This window comes from Burkholderia cepacia, from assembly GCF_001718835.1.
Lineage (GTDB): Bacteria > Pseudomonadota > Gammaproteobacteria > Burkholderiales > Burkholderiaceae > Burkholderia > Burkholderia cepacia_F.
This window is the reverse complement of sequence record NZ_CP013443.1, coordinates 2,963,590-2,980,295: the sequence shown is the minus strand read 5'-3', so window position 1 is coordinate 2,980,295 and position 16,706 is coordinate 2,963,590. Positions and strand designations below refer to the sequence as shown.

The following is a 16,706-nucleotide window of genomic DNA, read 5'->3' as shown; positions in this document are numbered from 1 at the left end:
ACGCCGCCGTCCGGATCAGCTAATTCGGTCGGTGGCCGACGTCGAGAAGCCCGTGGCGCGGCTGCCCGGCGCACGGTCGCGCTCGATGAAGTACGCGCGCGCATTCGCGACGTCGAGCGCGATCGCGCGCGACAGCGCCTCGAGATCGTCGAATTTCGCCTCGTCGCGCAGCTTCTTCAGGAACTCGACGCGGATGAGCTTGCCGTACGCGTCGCCGTGCCAGTCGAGCAGGTGGACTTCGAGCAGCACGCGGCCGGAATCGTCGACGGTCGGGCGCAGCCCGAGGCTCGCGACGCCCGGCAGCGGGGTGGGGCCGAGGCCGTGCACCTGCACGACGAAGATGCCCGCGAGCGCCGGCCGCTTGTGCGCGATCGGCAGGTTCAGCGTCGGGAAGCCGAGGTCGCGGCCGAGTTTCAGCCCGTGCGCGACGTGGCCGCTGATCGCATAGCCGTGGCCGAGCGCCTGCGCGGCCGCGTCGAGATCGCCCGCGCCGAGCGCGGCGCGCACGCCCGAGCTGGAGATGCGCGTACCGTCGCTGCCCGCGACCGTGCCCATTTGCTCGACCTCGAAGCCGTACTGTTCGCCGGCCGCCTTCAGCGTGTCGAAGGTGCCCGCGCGTTTCGCGCCGTAGCAGAAATCGTCGCCGACCATCATCCAGCGCGTGTGCAGCCCGCCGACCAGCGTGCGTTCGACGAACGCCTGCGGCGACTGGCTCGCGAACGTGTGGTTGAAGTGCTCGACGACGACGCGGTCGACCCCGTGGTCGCGCAGCGCCTCGAGCTTGTCGCGCAGCATCGCGATGCGCGGCGGTGCGCCGGCCGGGTTGAAGAATTCGCGCGGGTGCGGCTCGAACGTCATCACGCACACGGGCAGGCCGCGCGCGTCCGCTGCCGCGCGCACGCGCGCGAGCAGGGCCTGGTGGCCGCGATGGACACCGTCGAAGTTGCCGATCGTCAGCGCGCACGGGGCGCGGCTCTCGGCGTTGGGCAGGCCGCGGAAGACTTTCACGATAGCGGATGCAGCGTCGGGGAATGGGCGGTGGGATGCCGCAAAGCAGAAGATTATAAACGTTCGGGCGGGCCGGCGGCCGAGAAGGCGGGAAACGCGGGGGCGAATGGTAAAATTCGCGGATGAAAAAACTCGTGATCCTGATTTCCGGTCGCGGCAGCAACATGGAGGCCATCGTCCGCGCGTGCGCGCAGGAACGCTGGCCGGCCGAGATTGCCGCCGTGATCGCCAACCGGCCCGACGCGGCCGGACTGGCTTTTGCCGCATCGCACGGGGTGGCGACGGCGGTGGTCGACCACCGGTCGTTCGACGGCCGCGACAGCTTCGACGCGGCGCTCGCTGCCGAGATCGACCGTTTCTCGCCCGATCTCGTCGTCCTCGCCGGCTTCATGCGCATCCTCACGCCCGCATTCGTCAGACGATACGAGGGCCGGTTGCTGAACATCCATCCGTCGCTGCTGCCGAGCTTCAAGGGCATCCACACGCATCAGCAGGCGCTCGACGCGGGTGTCGCGCTGCATGGCGCGAGCGTGCATTTCGTCATCCCCGAGCTCGACAGCGGCGCGATCGTCGCGCAGGGCGCGGTGCCCGTGCGCGCGGGCGACGACGCGGCGGCGCTCGCGCAGCGGGTGCTGGCGGTCGAGCATGTGCTGTATCCGCGCGCGGTGCGCTGGTTCATCGAGGGCCGTTTGCGCCTCGAGAACGGCCGTGCAGTGGTGGCGCCGGAAGCGGCGCGCTGGATTTTCGCGGATCAACCGCATACCGAAACGAGTGAGGGCGTATGAAGCTGCACGGATTCCTGATCGGCCAGACCGAGACTTTGCTGGCCGAGGTGCTGAAGTTCGCCGGCCCCGCCGACGCGACGACGAGCCGGTTCTTCCGCGCGCACCCGAAGCTCGGGCATGCCGAACGCGGCGTGATCGCCGAGGCGGTGTTCGCGGTGCTGCGCCGGAAAATGGAGTTTTCGCACCTCGCCGAGAGCGGCACCGGTACGCCGGCACGACGCCTTACGCTGCTCGGCCTGATGCAGACGGTCGGCCGCAATGCGCTGAAGCCGTTCCTGTCGGACACCGAATCCGCGTGGCTCGAGCACGTGTCGAAGATCGATCCGGCGAGCCTGCCGGTGCGCATTCGCACCAACCTGCCCGACTGGATTCACCAGGCGCTGTCGGAGCGTTTCGACGCCGAGGAGCTCGCGCAGCTCGCCGCCGCGCTGAACTATCCGGCGCCGCTCGACCTGCGTGCCAACGCGCAGAAGGCGACCCGCGACCAGGTGATCGAAGCGCTGCGCGTGAGCGGCATCGACGCGGGCGCGACCCCGTTCGCGCCGTTCGGCGTGCGCGTGGTCGGCAAGCCGGCGCTGACGCGCCTGAAGCTGTTCGAGGAAGGCGCGATCGAGGTGCAGGACGAAGGCAGCCAGCTGCTGTGTTCGCTGGTCGCGCCGCGCCGCGGCGAGATGGTCGTCGATTTCTGCGCGGGCGCGGGCGGCAAGACGCTCGCGCTGGGCGCGATGATGCGCTCGACCGGGCGCCTCTATGCGTTCGACGTGTCGGAGAAGCGCCTCGCGAAGCTGAAGCCGCGCCTCGCACGCAGCGGGCTGTCGAACGTGAACCCGGTGCTGATCGACAGCGAGCACGACGCGAAGATCAAGCGGCTTGCCGGCAAGATCGACCGCGTGCTGGTCGACGCGCCGTGCAGCGGCCTCGGCACGCTGCGCCGCAATCCCGACCTGAAGTGGCGCCAGACGCGCACCGCGATCGATGAACTCACGCCGAAGCAGGCGTCGATCCTCGCGAGCGCCGCGCGCCTGGTGAAGAAGGGCGGCCGGCTCGTCTACGCCACCTGCAGCGTGCTCGACGCCGAGAACGAACGCATCGTCGAGCAGTTCCTGGCCGACCATCCCGAGTTCGTGCTGGTGCCGGCGCAGAAGGTGCTGGATGACCAGCGCATCGCGCTCGAGACCGGCGACTACCTGTCGTTGTGGCCGCACCGTCACGCGACCGACGGTTTCTTCGCCGCGGTCCTCGAACGGCGCGGGCAGGCCGCGCAGGCGTAACGGCGGGCCGCACGGATGATGCAGAACCTGCAGAGCCGCCTGTTGTCGCGCCGCCTCGAGTCGGTGATCCGGGACTTCCACCAGCCGGTGATGATCTGGCAGGCGGCGATCCTCGTCGGCGCGCTGTGTTTCGCATGGGTGACCGCGCGCTTCGTGCACGGCCGCATCGATGCCCGCCGCCGGGCGGCTGGCCGCGCGCCCGGCGCGGGCGCGCAAAGCCTGAAGCGTGCGCTGTTTCCGTTGTTCGGCAGCGTGTTCGTCGGCGCCGCGCAACTCGCGTTCGACCCGTTCATGTCGACGTCGCTGCTGTCGCTGGCGCTCGTGCCGCTGTTCGGCATCGGGCTGATCTACGTGCTGTTCTTCTTCGCGCGGCGCGTGTTCGCGCGCGACGGCCACACGCATGCGTGGCTGTCGATCGTCGAGAAGATCGTATCGAGCGTCGTGTGGGCCGCGATGGTGCTGACCGTGCTGGGCATTCAGCGCGACGTGCTGGGCTGGCTCGACAGCGTGCAGTTCCGCGTCGCCAACGCGCACCTCACGCTGCTGTCGGTGATTTCCGGCGCGCTGTGGGTATGCGTGACGCTGATGGTCGCGATGTGGCTCGGCTCGGTGCTCGAGGATCGCCTCACGCGCGCAAGCACGCTCGACGCGAACCTGAAGGTCGTGCTGTCGCGGGTCGGCCGTGCGCTGCTGGTATTCGCGGCGATCCTGATCGGGCTGTCGCTGGTCGGCATCGACGTGACGGTGCTCGGCGTGTTCGGCGGCGCGGTGGGTGTCGGCCTCGGTTTCGGGCTGCAGAAGATCGCCAGCAACTACGTGTCGGGTTTCATCATCCTGCTCGACCGCTCGCTGCGGCTCGGCGACGCGATCAGCGTCGGCGGGCTGCAGGGCATCGTCACGCAGATTCGCACGCGCTACACGGTCGTGCGCGGCCTCGACGGCAACGAGACGCTGATTCCGAACGAGAAGCTGATCACCGACGTCGTGCAGAACCAGTCGTCGTACCTGACGCGCGGCTACGCGAAGGTCGCGGTGCAGGTTGCGTACACCAGCGATGTCGAGCACGCGCTCGCGCTGCTCGCCGATGCGGCCAGGGACGTGCCGCGCGTGCTGGCGGAGCCGGCTCCGACCCCGTATCTGGTGAGTTTCGGCGCGGACGGGATCGACCTGGAACTCGGTTTCTGGATCGAGGATTCGGCGAAAGGGACGTCCGGCGTGCGTTCGACCGTGAACCGCAATATCTGGCGGCTGTTCAGCGAGCACGGGATTTCGATCCCGTTCCCGCAGCGCGAAGTGCGGGTCGTCGGGCTGCCCGACGGCTTCGCGGCGACGCGCGCCGAGGACGGCGACGGCACGGCCGCCCGCGCGGTCGTGTAAGCCGGCCAGACGCGGAGCGCCGGGCCGGCGGAGTCCGCCGCTGGACTGCCGGCGTTGCGTCAAGGCAAGAAAATGTTCATTTTTTACAAAGACTTGGAACGGTTGAAGTAAAATTCTGGTCTACACGCGGTATGCTTTCATTTTTCTGACGCTTGGCGCGGGCCGGCGTCGCTCTCATCACAGGTAACTGCCTTGTTGAATTCCCTGCTCGATTTTCTTTCCCACGGGCTCCTGCATTTTTCGTGGTGGCAGGTCGCGCTGTTCGCGCTCGCCGTCACGCACGTCACGATCATCGGCGTGACGGTCTACCTGCACCGTTGCCAGGCGCACCGCGCGCTCGAGCTGCATCCGATCGCGAGCCACTTCTTCCGCCTCTGGCTGTGGATGACGACCGGCATGCTGACGGGCCAGTGGGCCGCGATTCACCGCAAGCACCACGCGAAATGCGAGACCGAGGAAGATCCGCACAGCCCGCAGACGCGCGGCATCTGGAAGGTGTTCCTCGAGGGCGCCGAGCTGTATCGCGCGGAAGCGAAGAACGAAGAGACGATGCGCAAGTTCAGCCACGGCACGCCGAACGACTGGATCGAACGCAACATCTACTCGAAGTACCCGATCCTCGGCGTGAGCCTGATGATGGTGATCGACGTCGCGCTGTTCGGCGTGCTCGGCCTGACCGTGTGGGCCGTGCAGATGGTCTGGATTCCGTTCTGGGCGGCTGGCGTCGTCAACGGCTTCGGTCACTTCTGGGGTTATCGCAACTTCAACTCGGCCGACGCGAGCACGAACCTGTTCCCGTGGGGCATCGTGATCGGCGGGGAAGAGCTGCACAACAACCACCACACGTTCGCGACGTCGGCGAAGCTGTCGAACAAGTGGTACGAGTTCGACATCGGCTGGATGTACATCCGCATCATGTCGGCATTCGGTCTCGCGAAGGTGAAGAAGGTCGCACCGACGCCGCGCCTGAACAAGCCGAAGACGGTGCTCGACCAGGAAACGCTGCAGGCCGTGCTGTCGAACCGCTACGAAGTGATGGCGCGCTACGGCAAGGCCGTGAAGCGCGCATACCGCCAGGAGCTCGCGCACCTGAAGGAAATCGGCGGCGAGAAGTACCAGCTGATGCGCGGCGCGCGCAAGTGGTTCCACAAGGATGCCGACGGCCTCGACGAGCCGCAGAAGAAGCTGCTGCCGGAAATCTTCGCGAACAGCCAGAAGCTGCACACGTACTTCCAGCTCCGCCAGGATCTGGCCGCGATCTGGGATCGTTCGACCGCATCGCGCGAACAGCTTCTCGCGCAATTGCAGGATTGGTGTCATCGCGCAGAACAAAGCGGCATCAAGGCGCTGCAGGAATTCGCGACGCGCCTGCGCCGCTACGCCTGATTCGAAATCGATTAGAATCTAAGGACGTCAAAAACCCCGCGTTGGCGGGGTTTTTTCTTTTGGGCGACCGTAAAGCATGGGGCGGGAGTAAGCGCTAAAGCGCTAACTCTGGTCGACCGCGAAGCATGGGACCAGAGTAAGCGCTAAAGCGCTAACTCTGGTCGACAGGAGATATGGAGATGCAATCGACGATCAAACCCGTCGAATACGATCGGCCCGTCGCAGCAGGGACCGTGTGCGGCGTGGGGCAGGCATGGGCCAAGGTGCCCGATGCACCGTCCGCCGAAGAGCGCGCTGCACTGAAGGCACGTATCAAGGCGCTGCTCGTGCGTGAAAAGGCCGTCCTGGTCGCGCACTACTACGTCGACGCCGAATTGCAGGAACTGGCCGACGAAACGGGCGGCTGTGTCGCCGACTCGCTCGAAATGGCCCGCTTCGGCCGCGATCACGACGCGCAGACGCTGGTCGTCGCCGGCGTGCGCTTCATGGGCGAAACCGCGAAGATCCTGAGCCCGAACAAGCGGATCCTGATGCCCGATCTCGATGCGACCTGTTCGCTCGACCTCGGCTGCCCGGTCGACGAATTCTCGGCGTTCTGCGATGCGCATCCCGACCGTACCGTCGTCGTCTACGCGAATACCAGCGCCGCCGTGAAGGCGCGCGCGGACTGGATGGTCACGTCGTCGATCGGCCTCGAGATCGTCGCCGACCTGCATGCGCGCGGCGAGAAGATCATCTGGGCGCCGGATCGCCATCTCGGCAGCTACATCCAGAAGAAAACCGGCGCGGACATGCTGTTGTGGCAAGGCTCGTGCCTCGTCCACGACGAGTTCAAGGGCATCGAACTCGACCTGCTGCGCGCCGAGTATCCGGACGCGAAGGTGCTCGTCCATCCCGAATCGCCGGCAAATGTCGTCGCACAGGCGGACGTCGTCGGCTCGACGACGCAATTGATCGACGCAGCCGTGAAGTTCGACGCGACGCGCTTCATCGTCGCGACCGATCTCGGCATCCTGCACAAGATGCAGCTTGCGGCGCCCGGCAAGACCTTCATCGCCGCACCGACGGCCGGCAACAGCGCAACCTGCAAGAGCTGCGCACATTGCCCGTGGATGGCGATGAACGGCCTCGCGAACCTCGCCGACGTGCTCGAACGCGGTCACAACGAGATCTTCGTCGATCCCGCGATCGGCGAGCGCGCACGTCTGCCGATCGACCGGATGCTCGATTTCGCAGCGGCGCACAAGAAGCGCGTGCAGGCGAGCGGCGATCTGCAGCGCGACCAGCAATTGTTTGCGAACGTGGGGGCTGCATGACGACCAGTGCCGTTTCCCCGCTTTACGAAGCGATCCGTGCGCAATACGGCGCGGCATTCGACGACGCGATCGCGCGCAACGTGGCCGATGCGATCGCGGAAGACGTCGGCACGGGCGACCAGACCGGGCGGCTCGTACCGGCCGGCGGGCGTCGCCGGGCGCGCATCATCGTGCGCGAGGAAGCCGTGCTGTGCGGCGTACCGTGGTTCGAGGCCGTGATCGCGCGCATCGATCCGGCGATCGTCGTGCAATGGCGCTATCGCGAAGGCGACCGGATGACGCCCGATTCGACCGTCTGCGAACTCGAAGGGCCGGCGCGTGCACTGCTGACGGCCGAGCGCAACGGACTGAACTTCCTGCAATTGCTGTCGGGCGTCGCGACCGCGACGCGCCGTTACGTCGAGCGCGTCGAAGGCACGCGCGCGAAGATCCTCGACACGCGCAAGACGCTGCCGGGCCTGCGGCTCGCGCAGAAATACGCTGTGCGTGTCGGCGGCGGCGAGAACCAGCGTCTCGCGCTGTATGACGGCATCCTGATCAAGGAGAACCACATCGCAGCGGCAGGCGGTGTCGGCGAGGCACTCGACGCGGCGTTCGCGCTGGAGTCGGGCGTGCCCGTGCAGGTCGAAGTCGAGACGCTCGCGCAACTCGATACGGCGCTCGCGCATCGCGCGCAGTCGGTGCTGCTCGACAACTTCACGCTCGACATGATGCGTGAAGCGGTGCGCGTCGCGAACGGCAAGGCGGTGCTCGAAGTGTCGGGCGGCGTCAATTTCGATACGGTGCGGGCGTTCGCGGAAACGGGGGTCGACCGTATCTCGATCGGCGCGCTGACGAAGGACGTGCGCGCGACGGACTACTCGATGCGGATCGTCGACTGACCGCGCGACATACCGTCTGACGAAAAAAAGCCGCTGGCGCGCAAACGCCCGCGGCTTTTTTCATGGGGCCGCAGCCGGGAGCGGCGTGGCGGTCAGCGGCGCGAGCGCGGCGTGAGCACGCTCGGCAGCGCCTTCGGCAGCGTGTGCGGCCAGTCGCGGCTGTAGTGCAGCCCGCGGCTTTCGCGGCGCGAGTATGCGCTTTTCACGATCAGTGTCGCCACGTCGACGAGGTTGCGCAGTTCGAGCAGGTCGCGCGTCACGCGGAAGTTCGCGTAGTACTCCTGGATCTCGTCGCGCAGCAGCGACAGCCGGTGCTTCGCGCGTTCGAGGCGCTTGTCGGTACGCACGATGCCGACGTAGTTCCACATCAGGCGGCGCAGCTCGTCCCAGTTGTGGGCCACGACGACTTCCTCGTCCGCATCCGATACGCGGCTTTCGTCCCACGCGGGCAGCGCGGCCGGCGTTTCGGCGTCGAAGCCGGCCGCCTCGATCGCCTCGGCCGCCGCGCGGCCGATCACGAGACATTCGAGCAGCGAATTGCTCGCGAGCCGGTTCGCACCGTGGAGCCCGGTGTACGACGTTTCGCCGACCGCATACAGGCCCGCGAGATCGGTGCGCCCGGCGAGATCGGTGACGACACCGCCGCACGTGTAGTGTGCGGCCGGCACGACGGGAATCGGCTGCTTCGCGATGTCGATGCCGAATTCGAGGCAGCGCGCGTGGATCGTCGGGAAGTGCTCGCGCAGGAACGCTTCCGGCTGATGGCTGATGTCGAGATACACGCAGTCGATCCCGCGCTTCTTGATCTCGAAGTCGATCGCGCGCGCGACGATATCGCGCGGTGCGAGTTCGGCGCGCGGATCGTGCGCGGGCATGAAGCGCGTACCGTCGGGCAGCTTCAGCAGGCCGCCTTCGCCGCGCACGGCTTCCGAAATCAGGAACGACTTTGCATACGGATGGAACAGGCAGGTCGGATGGAACTGGATGAATTCCATGTTCGACACGCGGCAGCCCGCGCGCCACGCCATCGCGATGCCGTCGCCGGTCGCGGTGTCGGGGTTCGTCGTGTACAGGTAGACCTTGCCGGCGCCGCCGGTCGCGAGCACCGTATGCGGCGCCTCGATCGTGATCGTCCGGTCGTTGTCGACGTCGAGTGCATACAGGCCGTGACAGCGGCGGCCGGGCAGGCCGAGGCGGTCCGACGTGATCAGGTCGATCGCGTGGTGGTTTTCGAAGAACGTGATGTTCGGATGCTGGCGCGCCCGCGCCGACAGCGTCGCGAGCACCGCATGGCCGGTCGCGTCGGCCGCGTGGATGATCCGGCGGTGGCTGTGGCCGCCTTCGCGCGTGAGGTGGAAGCCGAGCTCGGCCGCATCGTCCTTCGTGAACGGCACGCCCTGCGAGATCAGCCATTCGATCGCTTCGCGGCCGTGCTCGACGATGTAGCGCGTCGCGCCTTCGTCGCACAGCCCGCCGCCGGCGACCAGCGTGTCGTCGACGTGGTTCTCGATGCTGTCCGCCGAATCGAGGACGGCCGCGATGCCGCCTTGCGCGTTATCGCTTGCCCCCTCCATCATCGAACGTTTCGCGATCAGCGCGACACGTCGCGTGCTGGCCAGGTTGAGTGCGACCGACAGCCCTGCCAGGCCGCTGCCGACGATCGCCACGTCGAATTTCATGCTGCATCTCCATCGTTACGCTTTTGATCTTGTGCGTTCCGGCGGCCCGTAGCCGCGGAAAGGGGAGAGCATACCGCGTCGCGCCGGAGCGTGCGCGCAAAACAAAAAGCCCCGCATGTGCGGGGCTTTTCGGTCGCCGTCAGGCTGGCAGAAACCGGAGATTACTTGATCTTGGTTTCTTTGTATTCCACATGCTTGCGGACGACGGGATCGAACTTCTTGATCGCCATCTTTTCCGGCATGTTGCGCTTGTTCTTCGTGGTCGTGTAGAAGTGACCCGTACCAGCGGTCGACTCGAGCTTGATCTTGTCGCGTGCGCCTTTTGCCATGATTGTGCTCCTTGGGCTTAGGCTTCGCCGCGTGCGCGCAGGTCAGCGAGCACGGAATCGATGCCGTTCTTGTCGATCAGGCGCAGGCCGGCGTTCGAGACGCGCAGGCGCACCCAGCGGTTTTCGCTCTCCACCCAGAACCGGCGGTTTTGCAGGTTCGGCAGGAAGCGGCGCTTCGTCTTGTTGTTGGCGTGGGAAACGTTGTTGCCGCTCATCGGCGCTTTCCCAGTTACTTGGCATACGCGTGCCATGAGAGCACTCCTAATACGCTAAATTCGGGGTTCGATCGCCGATGAAGGTTCCATCGTACCGCCACGTGATCCATGGCTGCACTCAGAACGCCGAAGCCCTTACAGACAAGGCCCTTCGATGGCTAGAACTGGTTGGAAAAAAGACAGACGGCGATTCTAGCAGAAAAAGTTCAGAAAAATCAAACCTAATTTCGTCGTGCCGTCGTGGCGCGCGTGAGTCGTCCGACGGAGTCCGTCTGCTGGCGGGCTCCCGCGGGCCGGCCTGCGCGGTCCGACGCAGTTTACAGCAAGCCGGCGCGCGCGAACGAAAACGTTTCGGTCGCGCCGATGACGACATGATCGAGCAGCTGAACGTCGACGAGCGCGAGCGCGTCGTGCAGCACGCGGGTCAGGCGACGATCCTCCGCGCTCGGCTGCACCGCGCCCGACGGATGGTTGTGCGCGACGATCAGTGCCGCCGCGTTGTGCACCATCGCGCGGCGCACGATCTCGCGCGGGTAGACGGCCATGCGCGTCAGCGAGCCGCGCGTGATTTCCTCGGTGTCGACGAGCCTGTTGCGCGCGTCGAGGTACAGGGTCATGAACACTTCGTACGGGCGCGCGCCGATCACGAGGCGCAGGTAGTCCTCGACCGCGCCGGGCGAATCGATCAGCAGATGCTCGCGCGCCTTCTCCGCGAGCGCGCGCCGCGCGAGCTCCGCGACCGCGGACAGCCGGGCGATCCGGGCGTCGCCGATGCCGGGGCGGCCGCGGAAATCGTCCGGAGTCGCGTCGAGCAGCCCGCGCAGCGACTTGCCGAAGTGTTCGAGCAGCGCACGCGCGCTGTCGAACACGTTGTGGCCGGGCACGCCGGTGCCGAGCAACAGGGCGATCAGTTCGTCGTCGGTCAGCGCGGCCGGCCCGCGCTCCAGCAATCGCTCGCGCGGCCGCTCGGGCCGTTTCGCGCGCGCCGCGCCGCGCTTGGGCTGCCCGGGCGCGCGCGGCCGGGCGTCGGCGGCGCGGCATTCGGGGAGGGGCGACAATGATTGCGGCATGGTTGATTCTCCATTGTGGCGGGCAGGCCTGTGCAACGTCGTCGCACTTTCCGCCTTGCGCGCTCAGGTGACTTACAATATTGGCTTTGCGCCGGGCCTTTCGGCCGTATCGGGCGCCGACCGAACGAGTAATTCATGAGCCTCATCGATCTATCCGAAGTGAAGCCCGGTTCCCACGTCACGTTGCATTACCGGCTGGCACTGGCCGACGGCGCCGACATCGTCAACACCTTCACCGACAAGCCGGCCACGCTGCTGCTCGGCGCGGGGCAACTGGCGCCGTCGCTGGAACAGATTCTGATCGGGCTCAGGGTCGGCGACCATTCGACTTTTCAGCTAACGCCCGATCAGGGGTTCGGTCCCCGCAATCCCGACATGCTCCAGCGCGTCACGCTGTCGACGCTGCGCGAGAACGGGATGGTCGGCGACGATTTCACGCCGGGCGAACTGATCGAGTTCAATGCGCCGGACGGCGGCCGGTACGCGGGGGTGCTGAAGGAAGTCGGCGAGACCTCGGCACTGTTCGACTTCAATCATCCGCTCGCGGGCCAAGCGCTCACGTTCGAAGTGAAAATCATCGGAATCCTGTAATCATGAGCACCACCGATACGCTGTCCGGGCAGACCGTCGCAGCCGATGCCGAAATCCTGCTGGCCCAGCCGCGCGGTTTCTGCGCGGGCGTCGATCGCGCGATCGAGATCGTCGAGCGCGCAATCGCGATGCACGGTGCGCCGATCTACGTTCGTCACGAGATCGTCCACAACAAGTACGTGGTCGAGGATCTGAAGAAGAAAGGCGCGATCTTCGTCGAGGAACTCGAGGAAGTGCCGGCCGGCAATACCGTGATCTTCAGTGCGCACGGCGTGTCGAAGGCCGTGCGCGACGAGGCCGACGTGCGCGGGTTGCGCATTTACGACGCAACCTGCCCGCTCGTCACGAAGGTGCACGTCGAGGTGGCGAAGATGCGCCAGGACGGCGTCGACATCGTGATGATCGGCCACAAGGGCCATCCGGAAGTCGAAGGCACGATGGGGCAGGTCGAGCGCGGCATGCATCTCGTCGAGAGCGTCGAGGACGTGCAGAAGCTCGAGCTCGCCGATCCCGAGCGCATCGCGCTCGTCACGCAGACGACGCTGTCCGTCGACGATGCGGCCGAGATCATCGGCGCGTTGAAGGCCAAGTATCCGAAAATCCGCGAGCCGAAGAAGCAGGACATCTGCTACGCGACGCAGAACCGCCAGGACGCCGTGAAGTTCATGGCGCCGCAATGCGATGTCGTGATCGTCGTCGGCAGCCCGAACAGCTCGAATTCGAGCCGCCTGCGCGAAGTGGCGGAGAAGCGCGGCGTGGACGCGTACATGGTCGATGCACCCGACCAGATCGACCCGGCATGGGTCGCAGGCAAGCGCCGCATCGGCGTGACGGCCGGCGCGTCGGCACCCGAAGTGCTCGCCCAGGCCGTGATCGCGCGCCTGCGCGAGCTCGGTGTGCGCAACGTCCGGGCGCTCGACGGCATCGAGGAAAACGTGTCGTTTCCGCTGCCGCGCGGGTTGAACCTGCCGCCCGCCGCCTGACCCGCCCTACAACACTGCGGTACACCGAAGCGCGCCTCCCGGCGCGCTTTTTTTTCACCTCGAAACCGCAATCGCAACCGACATTCCCGCAGATGGTGCAACCGGGTTGCTATTCACCGCCCGGCCCTTGTCTCAAAATTGGTTGCAATGCAGGAAAACCCCATCGAATCAGGATTATTGGCGTCCTATAAATGGAGTTACAATGCGCCCGTTTTCAGGCCTGAATGGCTTTGAAATCGGGTTTTGGCAAGGCGCGGGAGACCATTCGATGCATGTGAAGTTGGCTTACGCCGTGTCCGTCGCCGCACCGGTTGCAATGCTTTCCGGCTGCAGCAAAAAGAGCGACGACGGGGCGGGGAGGGAGGCTGCGGTGTTCGCGGCACCGCCAGCCAGCGGCGTGCGCGTCGTCAAGATCGGTCATGCTGCCCCGTTGACGGGCAGCATCGCGCATCTCGGCAAGGACAAGGAAAACGGGGCACGTTTGGCGATCGAGGAAATCAACGCGCTTGGCCTGACGATCGACGCGCACCCGGTGCGGCTGGAACTGGTCGCCGAGGACGACGCAGCCGATCCGAAGGTTGGCACGCAAGTTGCACAGAAGCTGGTCGGCGACCGGGTCGTGGCCGTGGTGGGGCACCTCAATTCGGGGGTGTCGATCCCGGCGTCGAAAATTTACAGCGACGCAGGCATCGTGCAGATTTCACCATCCTCGACCAACCCCGCTTATACGAAGCAGGGGTTCAAGACCACCTATCGCGTCGTTGCGACGGACGCGCAGCAAGGCCCTGCGCTCGCCAGCTACGCGCTGCATGCGCTTCACGCGAAGCGCTTCGCGGTCGTCGACGACGCGACCGCCTACGGCAAGGGGCTTGCCGACGAATTCGAGAAGACCGTCAAGGCAGCGGGCGCGCAGATCGTCGCGCGCGAAGCGACCAACGACCGCGCGACGGACTTCAAGGCGATCCTGACGAAGATCAAGCGTGACCATCCCGACGTCATCATGTACGGCGGCATGGACGCGACGGGCGGCCCGTTTGCGAAGCAGGCGATGGCGCTCGGTATCGGAGCAAAAATCCTTGGCGGCGACGGCGTGTGTACCGACAAGGTGGTCGAGCTCGCGGGCAACGCGGTGCAGAACCTGGTCTGTTCGCAGGCGGGGCTCGCCCTGTCGCGAATGGAGAAAGGGGCGGACTTCGAGAAGAAGTATGAAGACCGTTTCCACACGCCGGTGCAGATCTACGCGCCGTTCACGTATGACGCGGTCTACGTGATCGTCGATGCAATGAAGCGCGCCAACTCGATCGAGGCGTCCAAGGTGCTGGCTGCGATGCCGTCGACCGACTACCGCGGGGTGATCGGTCACATCGTATTCGCGCCGAACGGCGATCTGAAAGAGGGGGCGATTACGCTCTACGACTTCAAGGAGGCCACGAACACCGTCCTCGATGTCGTGACGATTTAGCGACGGGACTCATGACGGCACCGGCAACAGTGCGGTGCCGTTTTTGTATCCGCTCCGGCGGCAGGTCCGGCCGTACAGGCCGGGCGGCGCGCGCCGGGACGATCCACCCTTACCGGTATCGACTAGTACCCGCAGTGTCGCCGAGAAGGCGCGATTCCTCGCTTACCCGCGGGGCGCAACGTCCTCCGGCAGCACGGGCCAAGGAGCTTTAAATGGATATTTTCGTCCAGCAGGTTCTCAACGGGCTGGTGCTCGGCAGTGTCTACGCCATCATCGCGTTGGGCTACACGATGGTGTACGGCATTCTCGGCATCATCAACTTCGCGCACGGCGACGTGCTGATGATCGGCGCGATGGTCGCCTTGTCGGCCATCACCGTGCTGCAGAACCATTTCCCCGGACTCGGCAACGTCGCGACGCTGACGATCGGCCTGGGCATCGCCGCAGTCGTCTGTGCGTTCGTCGGCTTCACGATCGAGCGGGTCGCATACCGGCCGCTGCGCCGCGCACCGCGCCTCGCCCCGCTGATCACCGCGATCGGCGTGTCGATCCTGCTGCAGACCGCCGCGATGATCATCTGGTCGCGCAACCCGCTGCCGTTCCCGCAATTGCTGCCGACCGATCCGATCAACGTGATCAAGGCGACCGACACGACGCCCGGCGCCGTGATCTCGGTCACTGAAATCGTGATCATCGCGGTGGCGTTCATCGTGATGGGCGGCCTGCTGCTGCTCGTGCACAAGACCAAGCTCGGCCGCGCGATGCGCGCGATCGCCGAAAGCCCGAACACCGCGAGCCTGATGGGCGTGAACCCGAACTTCGTGATCTCCGCGACGTTCATGATCGGCTCCGCGCTCGCCGCGCTGGCCGGCGTGATGATCGCGTCCGAATACGGCAACGTGCACTTCTACATGGGCTTCATCCCCGGCATGAAGGCATTCACGGCCGCGGTGCTGGGCGGGATCGGCAACCTCGGCGGTGCCATGGTCGGCGGCGTGCTGCTCGGCCTGATCGAGCAGCTCGGGGCCGGCTACATCGGCAACCTCACGGGCGGCGTATTCGGCAGCAACTACCAGGACGTGTTCGCCTTCATCGTGCTGATCATCGTGCTGGTGTTCCGTCCGTCCGGCCTGTTGGGCGAACGTGTCGCGGATCGCGCGTAACGGAAGGGAGCAAACAACATGACATCCATTCAACCGATCGAATCCTCGACGTCGCTCGTCGAAGAGCGCAACACCGCCAAGACCGTCGTCATCGGCATCCTGACCGCTGCGTTCGTGATCGCCGCGCCGATCATCATCGGCTCGGCCGGCGGCAACTACTGGGTCCGCGTGCTCGACTTCGCGATGCTGTACGTGATGCTCGCGCTGGGCCTGAACGTGGTGGTCGGCTTCGCCGGCCTGCTCGACCTCGGCTACATCGCGTTCTACGCGGTGGGCGCATACACGGCGGCATTGCTGAGCTCGCCGCACCTGACCTCGCAGTTCGAGTGGATCGCGGCGCTCGCGCCGAACGGCCTGCACATCCCGTTCCTGATCATCGTGCCGATCGCGATGGCGCTGGCGGCGACCTTCGGGATCCTGCTCGGCGCGCCGACGCTGCGCCTGCGCGGCGACTACCTGGCGATCGTGACGTTGGGCTTCGGTGAAATCGTCCGGATCTTCATGAACAACCTCGACCGTCCGGTGAACATCACCAACGGCCCGAAGGGGATCACGGGCATCGATCCGGTGCACGTCGGCGGCTTCAACCTGTCGCAGACGCACTCGCTGTTCGGCCTGCAACTGCCGTCGGTCTACATGTACTACTACCTGTTCGTGCTGTGCTCGCTGCTGGTGATCTGGGTGTGTACGCGCCTGCAGCACTCGCGTATCGGCCGTGCCTGGGCAGCCATCCGCGAAGACGAAATCGCGGCGAAGGCGATGGGCATCAACACCCGCAACGTGAAGCTGCTCGCGTTCGCGATGGGCGCGTCGTTCGGCGGCCTGTCGGGCGCGATGTTCGGTGCGTTCCAGGGCTTCGTGTCGCCCGAGTCGTTCACGTTCTGGGAATCGATCGTCGTGCTTGCGTGCGTGGTGCTCGGCGGCATGGGCCACATCCCGGGCGTGATCCTGGGCGCGGTGCTGCTCGCGATCTTCCCGGAATTCCTGCGCTCGACGATGAGCCCGCTGCAGCATGCGCTGTTCGGTCATGACGTCGTCGATACGGAAGTGATCCGTCAGGCGCTGTACGGCCTCGCGATGGTGGTCATCATGCTGTACCGCTCGGAAGGCCTGTGGCCCGCGCCGAAGCATGAGGACAAGATCGCGAAACTGGCGAAGCGCAACAGCAAGAAGCCGGTGCGCGCCTAACC

Annotated in this window: 16 protein-coding genes; 11 read left to right on the top strand and 5 right to left on the bottom strand. The window is 65.9% G+C overall.

All coding sequences use genetic code 11. The annotated features are described in order from the left end of the window. Positions 1 to 15 precede the first annotated feature (15 nt). Positions 16 to 1,008, bottom strand: coding sequence for a bifunctional riboflavin kinase/FAD synthetase (locus tag WT26_RS16960; protein WP_059531713.1), 993 nt, complete (start codon positions 1,006 to 1,008; stop codon positions 16 to 18). Between the two features lie 122 nt (positions 1,009 to 1,130). On the opposite strand from WT26_RS16960, the gene purN reads away from it, so the two are divergent. The 6 genes from purN (at position 1,131) to nadC (ending at position 8,024) form a co-directional block, all read left to right on the top strand. After that, positions 1,131 to 1,793: a phosphoribosylglycinamide formyltransferase gene (gene purN, locus WT26_RS16955; protein WP_059727602.1), complete on the top strand. Its 663-nt coding sequence runs from the start codon at positions 1,131 to 1,133 to the stop codon at positions 1,791 to 1,793. Next, positions 1,790 to 3,064 (top strand): RsmB/NOP family class I SAM-dependent RNA methyltransferase, encoded by a 1,275-nt coding sequence (locus tag WT26_RS16950; protein WP_069273330.1) that lies wholly within the window; start codon positions 1,790 to 1,792, stop codon positions 3,062 to 3,064. The genes purN and WT26_RS16950 overlap by 4 nt, the downstream gene beginning before the upstream one ends. An 18-nt stretch (positions 3,065 to 3,082) precedes the next feature. Next, on the top strand, positions 3,083 to 4,441 hold the full coding sequence (locus tag WT26_RS16945; RefSeq protein ID WP_069273794.1) for a mechanosensitive ion channel family protein: 1,359 nt from the start codon (positions 3,083 to 3,085) through the stop codon (positions 4,439 to 4,441). A gap of 192 nt (positions 4,442 to 4,633) precedes the next feature. Next, positions 4,634 to 5,827 carry an acyl-CoA desaturase gene (locus WT26_RS16940; protein ID WP_027786669.1) on the top strand — a complete coding sequence of 398 codons (1,194 nt, stop codon included), beginning with the start codon at positions 4,634 to 4,636 and terminating at the stop codon, positions 5,825 to 5,827. 179 nt (positions 5,828 to 6,006) lie between these two features. Next, the gene (nadA, locus tag WT26_RS16935) at positions 6,007 to 7,143 is read left to right on the top strand and encodes a quinolinate synthase NadA (RefSeq protein WP_059665211.1); all 1,137 of its coding nucleotides are present in this window, start codon (positions 6,007 to 6,009) and stop codon (positions 7,141 to 7,143) included. Further along, a complete protein-coding gene (nadC, locus tag WT26_RS16930; RefSeq protein ID WP_069273329.1) occupies positions 7,140 to 8,024 on the top strand; it encodes a carboxylating nicotinate-nucleotide diphosphorylase in 885 nt (294 codons plus the stop codon). Before nadA ends, nadC begins: the two co-directional genes overlap by 4 nt. A 92-nt stretch (positions 8,025 to 8,116) precedes the next feature. Here nadC and nadB read toward each other — a convergent pair whose 3' ends face one another. The 4 genes from nadB to radC form a co-directional block, all read right to left on the bottom strand. Further along, positions 8,117 to 9,703: an L-aspartate oxidase gene (nadB, locus tag WT26_RS16925; RefSeq protein WP_059531727.1), complete on the bottom strand. Its 1,587-nt coding sequence runs from the start codon at positions 9,701 to 9,703 to the stop codon at positions 8,117 to 8,119. Between the two features lie 161 nt (positions 9,704 to 9,864). Next, positions 9,865 to 10,032, bottom strand: coding sequence for a 50S ribosomal protein L33 (gene rpmG / locus WT26_RS16920; protein ID WP_006478046.1), 168 nt, complete (start codon positions 10,030 to 10,032; stop codon positions 9,865 to 9,867). 17 nt (positions 10,033 to 10,049) lie between these two features. Then, positions 10,050 to 10,283: a 50S ribosomal protein L28 gene (gene rpmB, locus WT26_RS16915; RefSeq protein ID WP_004186391.1), complete on the bottom strand. Its 234-nt coding sequence runs from the start codon at positions 10,281 to 10,283 to the stop codon at positions 10,050 to 10,052. A 281-nt stretch (positions 10,284 to 10,564) separates the two neighbouring features. Further along, positions 10,565 to 11,317: a RadC family protein gene (gene radC, locus WT26_RS16910; protein ID WP_069273328.1), complete on the bottom strand. Its 753-nt coding sequence runs from the start codon at positions 11,315 to 11,317 to the stop codon at positions 10,565 to 10,567. A 135-nt stretch (positions 11,318 to 11,452) separates the two neighbouring features. Between radC and WT26_RS16905 the strand changes: the two genes are divergently transcribed. The 5 genes from WT26_RS16905 to WT26_RS16885 all read left to right on the top strand — a co-directional run bounded on the left by WT26_RS16905 (position 11,453) and on the right by WT26_RS16885 (position 16,704). After that, positions 11,453 to 11,908: an FKBP-type peptidyl-prolyl cis-trans isomerase gene (locus tag WT26_RS16905; protein WP_059531733.1), complete on the top strand. Its 456-nt coding sequence runs from the start codon at positions 11,453 to 11,455 to the stop codon at positions 11,906 to 11,908. A 2-nt stretch (positions 11,909 to 11,910) separates the two neighbouring features. After that, positions 11,911 to 12,891 carry a 4-hydroxy-3-methylbut-2-enyl diphosphate reductase gene (gene ispH / locus WT26_RS16900; RefSeq protein WP_011352949.1) on the top strand — a complete coding sequence of 327 codons (981 nt, stop codon included), beginning with the start codon at positions 11,911 to 11,913 and terminating at the stop codon, positions 12,889 to 12,891. A gap of 268 nt (positions 12,892 to 13,159) precedes the next feature. After that, positions 13,160 to 14,353 carry a branched-chain amino acid ABC transporter substrate-binding protein gene (locus WT26_RS16895; RefSeq protein ID WP_069273327.1) on the top strand — a complete coding sequence of 398 codons (1,194 nt, stop codon included), beginning with the start codon at positions 13,160 to 13,162 and terminating at the stop codon, positions 14,351 to 14,353. A gap of 212 nt (positions 14,354 to 14,565) precedes the next feature. After that, positions 14,566 to 15,516 (top strand): branched-chain amino acid ABC transporter permease, encoded by a 951-nt coding sequence (locus tag WT26_RS16890; RefSeq protein WP_006488946.1) that lies wholly within the window; start codon positions 14,566 to 14,568, stop codon positions 15,514 to 15,516. A gap of 18 nt (positions 15,517 to 15,534) precedes the next feature. Further along, the gene (locus WT26_RS16885; protein WP_059531739.1) at positions 15,535 to 16,704 is read left to right on the top strand and encodes an ABC transporter permease subunit; all 1,170 of its coding nucleotides are present in this window, start codon (positions 15,535 to 15,537) and stop codon (positions 16,702 to 16,704) included. Positions 16,705 to 16,706 lie beyond the last annotated feature (2 nt).

What these genes read in the sequence shown, in the direction of transcription:
- purN (WP_059727602.1), top strand. Translation starts at nt 1,131, where the DNA reads ATGAAAAAACTCGTGATCCTGATTTCCGGTCGCGGCAGCAACATGGAG.
- WT26_RS16950 (WP_069273330.1), top strand. Translation starts at nt 1,790, where the DNA reads ATGAAGCTGCACGGATTCCTGATCGGCCAGACCGAGACTTTGCTGGCC.
- WT26_RS16945 (WP_069273794.1), top strand. Translation starts at nt 3,083, where the DNA reads ATGCAGAACCTGCAGAGCCGCCTGTTGTCGCGCCGCCTCGAGTCGGTG.
- nadA (WP_059665211.1), top strand. Translation starts at nt 6,007, where the DNA reads ATGCAATCGACGATCAAACCCGTCGAATACGATCGGCCCGTCGCAGCA.
- nadC (WP_069273329.1), top strand. Translation starts at nt 7,140, where the DNA reads ATGACGACCAGTGCCGTTTCCCCGCTTTACGAAGCGATCCGTGCGCAA.
- nadB (WP_059531727.1), bottom strand. Translation starts at nt 9,703, where the DNA reads ATGAAATTCGACGTGGCGATCGTCGGCAGCGGCCTGGCAGGGCTGTCG.
- rpmG (WP_006478046.1), bottom strand. Translation starts at nt 10,032, where the DNA reads ATGGCAAAAGGCGCACGCGACAAGATCAAGCTCGAGTCGACCGCTGGT.
- rpmB (WP_004186391.1), bottom strand. Translation starts at nt 10,283, where the DNA reads ATGGCACGCGTATGCCAAGTAACTGGGAAAGCGCCGATGAGCGGCAAC.
- radC (WP_069273328.1), bottom strand. Translation starts at nt 11,317, where the DNA reads ATGCCGCAATCATTGTCGCCCCTCCCCGAATGCCGCGCCGCCGACGCC.
- WT26_RS16905 (WP_059531733.1), top strand. Translation starts at nt 11,453, where the DNA reads ATGAGCCTCATCGATCTATCCGAAGTGAAGCCCGGTTCCCACGTCACG.
- ispH (WP_011352949.1), top strand. Translation starts at nt 11,911, where the DNA reads ATGAGCACCACCGATACGCTGTCCGGGCAGACCGTCGCAGCCGATGCC.
- WT26_RS16895 (WP_069273327.1), top strand. Translation starts at nt 13,160, where the DNA reads ATGCATGTGAAGTTGGCTTACGCCGTGTCCGTCGCCGCACCGGTTGCA.
- WT26_RS16890 (WP_006488946.1), top strand. Translation starts at nt 14,566, where the DNA reads ATGGATATTTTCGTCCAGCAGGTTCTCAACGGGCTGGTGCTCGGCAGT.
- WT26_RS16885 (WP_059531739.1), top strand. Translation starts at nt 15,535, where the DNA reads ATGACATCCATTCAACCGATCGAATCCTCGACGTCGCTCGTCGAAGAG.